The sequence below is a fragment of the Rhodococcus sp. NPDC003382 genome (assembly GCF_053589135.1).
The window spans coordinates 20,329-29,909 of sequence record NZ_JBSFRH010000069.1 but is presented as its reverse complement, the minus strand read 5'-3'; the positions used below and the strand labels follow the sequence as shown (position 1 = coordinate 29,909).

Sequence of the window (9,581 nt, the reverse complement as noted above, 5' to 3'; positions counted from 1 at the left end):
GGCAGCAGAGCGATGAAAGCCATGTCCGACGTCCCTGGGTGGTTCGAAGCCTACGGCCGTCGCCCAGTTCGAACCCCCTGAAAGAAAGGTAAGGAGCCGATGACCACCGGCGACACCCTGCACGAGGTCGAGCTTTCGATCGGCGGCATGACGTGCGCCTCGTGCGCCGCCCGCATCGAGAAGAAGCTCAACCGGATGGACGGCGTCACCGCGACCGTCAACTACGCGACCGAAACCGCGAAGGTCAGCTACACCGGAGAGGTCGCCCCGGAGGACCTCGTCGCGACCGTCGAAGCCACCGGTTACAGCGCGACGTTGTCCCCTCCCCCGACGCCTGCCGGGACCGAGCCGGCCCCGGAAACCGCCGAGCCCGACGAGGCGGCGGCATGGCGGCAGCGGCTGATCGTGTCCGCGACCCTCACCGTCCCGGTCGTGCTGCTGTCGATGATTCCGGCGCTGCAGTTCGACAACTGGCAGTGGATCGCCCTGACGCTCGCCTCCCCGGTCGTGGTGTGGGGTGCGCTGCCGTTCCATCGCGCCGCATGGACCAACCTTCGTCACGGCGCGGCCACGATGGACACCCTCATCTCGGTCGGTGTGATCGCCGCCTACCTGTGGTCGCTGTGGGCCCTGCTGTTCACCCACGCCGGCATGCCCGGCATGCGGATGGCGTTCGATCTGTTCCCCTCCGGCGACGGCGACACGCACATCTATCTGGAGGTCGCGGCGGCGGTCACGACGTTCATCCTCGCCGGCCGGTACTTCGAGGCCCGCGCCAAGAGGCAGTCCGGCGCGGCGCTGCGGGCCCTGCTGGACATGGGCGCCAAGGACGTCGCCGTGCTGCGGAACGGCACCGAGACACGCATCCCGATCGGGCAGCTCGCGGTCGGCGACGTGTTCGTGGTGCGGCCCGGCGAAAAGGTCGCGACCGACGGTGTCGTCACCTCCGGCACCTCGGCGGTCGACGCCTCGATGCTCACGGGTGAATCCGTCCCGGTGGAGGTCGGTCCCGGCGACAGCGTCGTCGGCGCGACCGTCAACGCCGGTGGACGGCTCGAGGTCCGCGCGACCCGGGTCGGCGCGGACACCCAGCTCGCGCAGATGGCGCGGCTGGTCACCGAGGCACAGAACGGCAAGGCCGAGGTGCAGCGTCTCGCCGACCGGGTGTCGGCGGTGTTCGTCCCGATCGTGATCGGACTGTCCCTGCTCACCCTCGTCGGCTGGCTCCTGCTCACCGACGATCCCGTCTCCTCGGCCTTCACCGCGGCCGTCGCCGTGCTGATCATCGCGTGCCCGTGCGCGCTCGGCCTGGCCACGCCCACGGCGCTGCTCGTCGGCACCGGACGCGGCGCCCAGCTCGGCATCCTCATCAAGGGACCGCAGATCCTCGAATCGACGCGCCGCGTCGACACGGTCGTGCTCGACAAGACCGGGACCGTGACGAGCGGTCGCATGAGCGTCGACTCGGTGCACGTGGCCGACGGCGAATCCGAAACGGAGACACTGCATCTCGCCGGATCGCTCGAGCACGCGTCGGAGCACCCGATCGCGCGGGCCGTCGCGGAACGCGCCGGGACCCTCTCCGACGTCGAGAGCTTCGAGAACCACGGGGGCCGAGGCGTTTCCGGGGTCGTCGACGGCCACGCGGTGCTGGCCGGGCGGCTGTCCTGGCTGCGCGACGAATGGTCGCTGACGGCACCGGAGTCGCTGCGCCTGGCCGCCGACGAGGCCGAGACCGCGGGACGCACCCCGGTGTGGGTCGCGTGGGACGGGACGATCCGCGCCGTCGTGGTCGTCTCCGACACGATCAAGGAGACCTCGGCGGACGCGATCGCCGAGCTGCGGGCGCTGGGTCTGCATCCGGTGCTGCTCACCGGCGACAACCACCGCGCCGCCGAGTCGGTCGCCGCGCAAGTCGGCATCGACGACGTGATCGCGGAGGTTCTGCCGGGCGACAAGGTCGCCGTCGTCGAGCGGCTGCAGCGGGAGGGCCGGGTCGTCGCGATGGTCGGCGACGGCGTCAACGACGCGGCGGCGCTCGCGCAGGCGGACCTGGGCCTGGCCATGGGTACCGGTACCGACGTTGCGATCGAGGCATCCGATCTGACGTTGGTACGCGGCGACCTCACGTCGGCGCCCGACGCGATCCGGCTCGCCCGCGCCACACTGGGCACCATCAAGGGAAACCTGTTCTGGGCGTTCGCCTACAACGTGGCGGCGTTGCCGCTGGCCGCGCTCGGGCTGCTCAATCCGCTGATCGCGGGAGCGGCGATGGCGTTCAGCTCGGTGTTCGTGGTGAGCAACAGCCTGCGGCTGCGCCGCTTCTCACCACGCTAGGCAGCGTTGAAGGTTCGATCACTGACGAGGCGACAGAAGTAAGACACGTGATAATATTTTCTGCTCGGTTCGGTATATTGTTCTCATGGCGCGTACAGACAAATGGGCTTCTCTCAGCACGCAAACACGGGAGGCTCTGCGCTCGGACCTCCTGAGCGGGAGGTGGGAACCCGGAAAGAGGCTGCAGGTCGGCGAGCTCTCCAAACTGTACGGCGCCAGTACTACCGTCATGCGCGAGGCTCTGACCAGGCTCGCCGGCGAGCAGCTCGTCTCCTTCGTTCCCAATCGCGGCTTCTTCGTCGCCCAGTTGACGCTGGACGAACTCCAGGATCTCACCGAACTGCGCTGCCGGATCGAGGGGTTCGGCGTCGCTCTCGCCATCGAGCGCGGGAGCCTGGCCTGGGAATCGGAGTTGATCGGCGCCCACCACAGGCTGGAGCGGACACCTCGCCGCAGGGCCGACGACCCTCACCACATCAGCCCCGAGTGGCTCGAAGCCCACCAGGACTTCCATGCAAAGATCTTGGAACCCTGCCGTATCTCGGCACTCATCGACCTTGCGGCAACCCTCGCCGACGCCACCGTTCTCTACCGCCAGTGGACGGCACCCTCACAGGCTGCAGAATCACGCGATATCGAAGCAGAGCACCGGGAGATCCTCGAGTCCGTACTTGCTCGGGACGCAGTAACCGCCGAGAAGCTGCTGCGCGAGCACTACGAGCTCACCACGAAGATCATCACGCAGTCGCTCGGCTGAGCCCGCGAGAGCAGCCGCCGGACACAGCCGCCCGGACGGACCTCAGACGCTGCGGGTGACCCCGCCGTCGACGCGAATGTTCTGTCCGGTGATGTAGCTCGCTTCCTCGCCGGCAAGGAAGCGCACGGCACGAGCGATCTCCTGCGCGCTGGCGGCCCTGCGCAGCGGGATGCGTTGGGTCCACTCGGGAGCGACCGCAGAGGGGTCGGCGACGGTCCACCCCGGTAGGACGTTGTTCATGCGGATACCCGAAGGGCCGTACTCGTCGGAGTAGAGCTTGGTGAACGAAGCGAGCCCGGCCCGGAATGTCGCAGAAACCGGGTACCGAGGGTTCGGTTCGAACGGCGAACTGGTGGAGATGTTCACGATGCTGCCGCCCCCGACCTCCAGGAAATGGGGGGTCACCACACGCGCCATCCGGACGACATTGAGCAGGTAGCCCTCCATACCGTCCTGCCAGTCGCTGTCCGTCAAATCGAGCACACCACCGGTGGCACCGTGCCCGGAATTGTTGACCACCGTGTCGATCCGGCCGAACTCCGACAAGGCCAGGTCGACGACGGCCCGAAGATCTTCCTCGGAGCGGTTCGTCCCGTCCAGCCCCACACCGCCGAGTTCCTCGGCGAGTTTGCGCCCACGTCCGGACGGCGACAGGATCGCCACCCGATATCCGTGTTCGTGCAACTCCGTGGCGACGGCAGCACCGATGCCGGAACCACCTCCGACCACAACGGCTGTCTTCTGCGTCATGAATTCCGTTCCTTGCTCAGTTGTTCGGCACGGCGCGCGATGAGCGCCTCGACTGCGGTTGCCGACAGGTCCGCGAATTCGGCGAAGTCGACGTCGTCTCCTGCGCACGCGGCGATATAGAAGCCGTCGGTCAGAGCACGGCCGAGCACGACCATCTTTCGGCCGAACTCCGGATCCTCGGCAAGTACCTCCGCCGGGATCAGCGGTTCGACCCGCCGCACCATGTGCTCGAACATCTCCTTGCGGACTTCGAGGTACTTCTTGCGCGCCAGATTGTCCTCGAGGCGGCGATCCAGTGCGAACATCAGGGCGAGGACCCAGAAAGCCTCGGCCTTGTTCTCCGGATCCGCCGATCCACCCGCCGACCCGGCGATGCTACGACGCAGCAGGTCGCGGTTCGTCGGACCTGTATGGTCCTTCTTCCAGATTTCGAAACAGAACTCGATGAGTTCCGCAAACAATTTCTCTTTGTTCTCGAAATGGTAGTAAATGGAACCGTTCGGCAGCCCGGAAAGCCTGGCCACCTCGGACATCGTGGTGCCCTCGTAACCCGCCGTCACAGCCAGGGACAACGCCGCATCGAGGATCGCCCGCTCGTTTTCCGGGGTCGACTGATGAACTCGACGCCTCGCCATCTCAACTCCTTTCACCGCGACGGGACCACAAAGTGATCCCTATCGCTTTCTACCAGTGCGGCCGACCGAACCTTCGGTCACCGCTGTGACAGTGAGGTCGCCGGGAGCGACCACACGGGCGCCGTCCTCCTCGACAGCGAGGAGTCGTGGGCTCTCCGGTCGCCACACCGGAGCAGTCCCGGAACCGTCACGCACGAACGGGACGATCGCGTCCCGGAACGCCGCCCGCACACACTCGAACGTGTCCCGATCGACACCTTCCATCATCGGCGCACCGCGCCAAGCATGGCGGTCGCCGAAGACGAACGGGAGCGTGAAGCAGTGCGGCGACAACGCCCGTTCCAGAGAGCTGCGAACATCGAGGCGCATCAGTCTCGTTGGGACTGCGGCACTTCGGGCGAGGTCGTACGCCACCGATCGGAACTGCCACAGTGTCGTGGCGAGCACCATCTGCTCGTATGCCGACTCCCGCTCGGCCGTGTGGTCGAGCACCGCCTCCGGAGCGCTGAACGAGCGCGCCACGAAGTCCTCCAGCTTCTCCCGAGAGAAGGACTCGGCAGGTTGTGTTCTGAGGAAGGCCGCGGTCTCCTCGGCGGTGGTGACCACCAGTAGCGCCGAGGTGTGCAGCCGAGCGGCACTCAGCTTCGGCTCCCCCAACCATCCGGGCATCCGCGGCCCGGCGGCCGGGGCGAAGGCGAATCCCGCACCGCGGTAGTTCAGCGCAGTGGTGCGCTGCGCGGCCAGGATCGACTCGACCGGAGCGGTGGCGAACCGTTCCGGTGCCAGTGCATCCTCGAATGCCGCGCGCCGCGCCTCGTGGTCGCACTCGGACAACGGGGCCAGGCGCGGCATGCTGAGTAACAGCGTGCGGGCGAACATTCCTCCGGTCTGCGGCAGGACACTCAGCGCATGCGCGTACCACGCGCCGGCGGAGTCCCCGGCAATGGTGATGTTGGCCGGATCGCCGCCGAACGCGGCGATGTTGTCCCGTACCCAACGCGCTGCCACCTCGAGATCCCGTAGCGGCTGCGCCGAGGCATCGGCGTCGCCCGAGCCACCGAGGTGGCCGAGCGCGCCGATCCTGTAGCCGACCGTGACGAGCACAATCCGTCCGCTGCGGACTAGGTCGTGCGCGTCGTACCAGCGCGACTCGCCGGAACCCGTTGTGAATCCACCACCGTGAACGAACAACAGCACCGGAAGCCCGGCCGAGTCGGCAGGTGCCTGGATCCTCAGAGAGAAGGAATCCTCGTGCTGGGGCAGTTCACCGAGTGCCTGCCCGAGGATCCCGTCGAGCATCCCGCCGGTCTGGGGAAAGGCGGTAGGCGGCGACTGCGCGGTGGTCGGCGGTCCCAGCGCGGAACCACGGTCGGCTCGATCGAGCCGCGCGCCGTACCGCACACCCCGGGCGTCGACGACCCCTTCGACGACTTCGGCACGGACGACACCGGTGTCGACCGCGAACTCTCCCGTATCCGCACTCACGGAGGTCATGGCAGAAAGTCGTAGTCGTCCGGGTTCACGTGCTCGGTGATCTTCCAGTATTCGGCGTTGGTGTAGGGCCACACCTGTGAGACCCGGCCGACGCTGTTCTGGTACCAACTGCGCACGTAGGGCTGACCCCACGCCATCAGACGGTTCTCCCGGTCGACCCACTCCACGAAGCGATCCAGGGCCTCGGGGGTGACGTCGAGAGCCTTGACGCCCCGGTCGAGGACCTCACGGATCGCCTCGAGCGAGTACTCCCCGGCGCGCTCGAGCATGAAGTGCAGGCTGCCGGCGACGACACCACCGATGTTCGGCCCGTACAGCATGAAGAAGTTCGGGTAGCCCGGCACAGTGATGCCGTTGTACGCGCGGGCGTCGCCCTTCCAGAATTCGTGGATCTCCACCCCGCCTCGACCGATCACCTCGACACCGTCGAGGTAGTCCGACGGCTTGAATCCGGTGGCGTAGACGATGAGGTCGACCTCGTGGTGCGTCCCGTCGGCGGTACGGATTCCGGTCTCGGTCAACTCCACGATGGCGTGCGTCGACACCGTAGTGCTTTCGGCCATCAGCGCTTTCGCCCACACGCCGTTGTCGCGCAGCATCCGCTTCGCACCGGGCGGGTAGGACGGGACGGCGATCTCCAACAGGTCCGGTCGTCCCTCGAACTGCTCCGTCAGCCGCGCGATCAGTTCGTCGCGCACCTTCCGGTTCGTGGCGGAGACACTCAACGGCGCACCGGGCCAGTCCTTTTCGGCGCGGACGGTGTGGAATCGTCCGGGGATTCCCTGCGTGATGACCCACAACCGGTACCACTGACCGTAGTAGGGGACCTTGCGCACCAGCCAGGCGAACGCCTCGGAATGGTTGTCGTGGTAGGTCGGGGCGGGCAGCATCCACGGGGCACTGCGCTGGAAGACGGTGAGCGAAGCCACCTCTTCGTAGATGGCAGGCACGATCTGATAGGCACTGGCACCGGTACCGATGACCGCGACCCGCTTGCCACGCCAGTCGTAGGAGTCGTCCCACTCCTGCGAGTGCATGGTGACTCCGCGGAAGCGTTCGGCTCCGGGGAAGTCGGGGATGTTCGGGATGTCGAGCTGCCCGACCGCGCTGACGATCGCCTGGAACGTGCGGGTGCGTTCGGCGCCCTGCGCATCCCGGGTCACCACGATCCACGCGCCGGCCTCGTCGTCCCAGCGTGAACTCACCAGTCGGGTGCCGAACTCGATCAGGTCGATGAGTCCGGCGCGCTCGGCGACCGTGTTCAGATAGTCGTCGATCTCCCCACCCTCGGCGAACTGGTGGGGCCAGTCGACCCGCTGCGCGAACGAGTAGGAATACCCGAAAGTCGGTGTGTCCAGGCGCACTCCGGGGTAGTGGTTCTTCTGCCAGGTACCACCCAGCCGATCGGCGGCGTCGATCATCGTGAAGGGCACACCGGCCTGACGGTAACGGTGCCCGGCGGCGATACCCGAGACACCCGCACCGACGATGAGCACCTCGAAGCGGCGCCCCTCGGCGACGTCCTCGAAGCGCCAGTCGGGAGCGGCACTCTTGTCCTCGGCCAGATCGAGTTCGTGCTTGAGCGAGTCGGACCAGTCGGCGTTGCCGCCGGTGAGGTAGCCCAGGACGTCGGTGACCGCGGTGTCGGAAAGCATGCCGACGCTGGTGATCCGTTCGTCGCGAAGGCGGCGCAGCCCTGCGAGCGCGAGCTCGCGGGCCTTGTGCTGCTGGGCTTCCGACATCCCCCCGTGCGGGTGCCCGATCGTGTCGACGGGCGTCAGAGGTGGGCGCAGGTCCTCGGTGAGGACAGCGGTGTCACCCGTGGCCGCGGCGATGGCCACCAGCAGCGAGGGAAGATCGGCCTTGTCGGCGATCTCCTGCAGGAAGTCGTCGGATTCGGTAATCGGCTCGTACTCGTCGCGCCAGAACAGGTCGTCGTAGCGGTCGATACCTGAAGTGCTCATCTGTTCTCTTTCCTCCGGGAGCGGTCGACGCTGCGCGAGAGGTCGACATAGGTCCGTAGTGCGGCGACGACCCGGGCCTCGTCGGCAGCGGTGAACACAGCCGCGACGTAGCGGTCCGGGCGAACGACGACGGCATGGGGCACCCCGAGCGGGCGGGCCGGGTCGACGAACGCGCCGGTGAGGTCGGTCAGATCGGAGGGCCCTGTCTCCTGCGGGCCACGCTGGTGGCCGCGTGGGAGAAGACGCACCCGTGGGACGCCGTTCCAGAACGGATCGCGCGCAACCTGCCCGGCACCTGTGGTGCCGAGTTCGAGGATCGCCCATCCGGTTCCGAGATGCGCGTCGAGGGGCGAGGTGGTGCCCTCGGCGGTCTCGACCGTCGGCTGGCTCATGGCCTTGCCGACGGCTTCTGCGAAGCGGGAGTCCACTTCACGTGCCGGTTCGACGGCGACGCCCTTGGAGTAGTCCGGCGGGGTGATGAACCGCATGGAGGACAGATAGGCGTGGACCGGCGGGAACAGTCGCGCCACGGAGAAGACGACGTCGCGGGCGGCGGCTGCGACGCCGCGGGCCATGACGATCGAGCCGGTGATGTGCGAGATGCGCACCATCTTCTTGGCATGGGTACGACGTTCGGACTCGTAGCTGTCGAGCAGACGGTCGGTGCCCACACCGTCGAGTGCCGCCCGCAGCTTCCAGGCCAGGTTCGACGCGTCGCGAAGACCGGCATTGAGTCCCTGGCCGGAGAACGGGGGCATGAGATGGCCGGCGTCACCGACGAGGAATGCGCGTCCGGCCCGGTAGGTCTTGGCGAGCCGGCGGTGGGCGACGTAGACGACTGCGCGGCGGATGTCCTCCGGGGTCACCTGTGGGTGGAACGGAAGGACCAGTTCGCGGATCTTGTCCGGGCGGGTGATCTCCTCGGCGTCGTCGCCGGGAAGCATCATGAATTCCAGACGCAGTCGTCCCTTGATGCCGGGGACGTAGACGTACGGCCGGGCGCCGTTGCCGTGGAACTCAGCGTAGGGCTCTTTCTCGCGGGTCGTGTTCAGCAGGTCGACGACCACCCAGCGTTCTTCCTGGGTCGATCCGACCAGGGGCACACCGAGGGCATCGCGGGTGAAGCTTCGGCCACCGTCCGCGCCGGCCAGCCACGATCCGACGACGGTCGAGGTGACGCCGTCCTCGGAGCGGGTGGTCACCGTGACGGTCGTGCCGTCCTGGGTGATCGCGACCGCGCGCTGGCCCGTTCGGAAGTCGATGTCGGGATGTTCGACCGCCCTGTCCCACAGCAGCTGTTCGAGGACGGGTTGATCGAACTGCGACTTCGCGGGGTGTCCGGTACGGGAGGGAACGGGCTTGGACTGGGCGAGCAAGCGGTCGCCGAGACCGAAATAGCGTGCCCCGGTGTCCAGATAGGACTCCGCCTTGAGGTCGTCCGCCAAGCCCAGACGCTCGAGGATGCGGAATGACTCGTCGGCGATGCTGATGGCGCGGGGCAGGTCCCCGGGGGCGGTCATCGGTTCGATCACCGAGACCCGGGCACCTTCGTCGGCGAGAAGCAGGGCGAGGGTGAGCCCCACGGGACCTCCGCCGACGACGACAACGTCTGCATCGATGTTGTTCTGCTGCATGTTCATCGCG

7 protein-coding genes are annotated in these 9,581 nt (G+C 67.3%); 2 read left to right on the top strand and 5 right to left on the bottom strand.

From position 1 onward, the window contains the following. The first annotated feature begins 99 nt into the window (after window positions 1-99). Together ACWDUD_RS28715 and ACWDUD_RS28710 are read left to right on the top strand one after the other, a co-directional pair. The gene (locus tag ACWDUD_RS28715) at window positions 100-2,337 is read left to right on the top strand and encodes a heavy metal translocating P-type ATPase (RefSeq protein ID WP_450111539.1); all 2,238 of its coding nucleotides are present in this window, start codon (window positions 100-102) and stop codon (window positions 2,335-2,337) included. An 85-nt stretch (window positions 2,338-2,422) separates the two neighbouring features. Beyond that, window positions 2,423-3,094 (top strand): GntR family transcriptional regulator, encoded by a 672-nt coding sequence (locus ACWDUD_RS28710; RefSeq protein ID WP_197253388.1) that lies wholly within the window; start codon window positions 2,423-2,425, stop codon window positions 3,092-3,094. Between the two features lie 42 nt (window positions 3,095-3,136). Here ACWDUD_RS28710 and ACWDUD_RS28705 read toward each other — a convergent pair whose 3' ends face one another. The 5 genes from ACWDUD_RS28705 to ACWDUD_RS28685 are packed head-to-tail and all read right to left on the bottom strand — an operon-like array spanning window position 3,137 to window position 9,577. After that, the gene (locus ACWDUD_RS28705; RefSeq protein WP_450111538.1) at window positions 3,137-3,844 is read right to left on the bottom strand and encodes an SDR family oxidoreductase; all 708 of its coding nucleotides are present in this window, start codon (window positions 3,842-3,844) and stop codon (window positions 3,137-3,139) included. Beyond that, the gene (locus ACWDUD_RS28700) at window positions 3,841-4,479 is read right to left on the bottom strand and encodes a TetR/AcrR family transcriptional regulator (RefSeq protein ID WP_450111537.1); all 639 of its coding nucleotides are present in this window, start codon (window positions 4,477-4,479) and stop codon (window positions 3,841-3,843) included. Before ACWDUD_RS28700 ends, ACWDUD_RS28705 begins: the two co-directional genes overlap by 4 nt. A 39-nt stretch (window positions 4,480-4,518) precedes the next feature. Next, the gene (locus ACWDUD_RS28695) at window positions 4,519-5,973 is read right to left on the bottom strand and encodes a carboxylesterase family protein (RefSeq protein ID WP_450111536.1); all 1,455 of its coding nucleotides are present in this window, start codon (window positions 5,971-5,973) and stop codon (window positions 4,519-4,521) included. Then, window positions 5,970-7,937, bottom strand: a complete 1,968-nt coding sequence (locus ACWDUD_RS28690) for a flavin-containing monooxygenase (protein ID WP_197253396.1) — start codon at window positions 7,935-7,937, stop codon at window positions 5,970-5,972. The genes ACWDUD_RS28695 and ACWDUD_RS28690 overlap by 4 nt, the downstream gene beginning before the upstream one ends. Beyond that, window positions 7,934-9,577 carry an FAD-dependent monooxygenase gene (locus ACWDUD_RS28685; RefSeq protein WP_450111540.1) on the bottom strand — a complete coding sequence of 548 codons (1,644 nt, stop codon included), beginning with the start codon at window positions 9,575-9,577 and terminating at the stop codon, window positions 7,934-7,936. The genes ACWDUD_RS28690 and ACWDUD_RS28685 overlap by 4 nt, the downstream gene beginning before the upstream one ends. Window positions 9,578-9,581 lie beyond the last annotated feature (4 nt).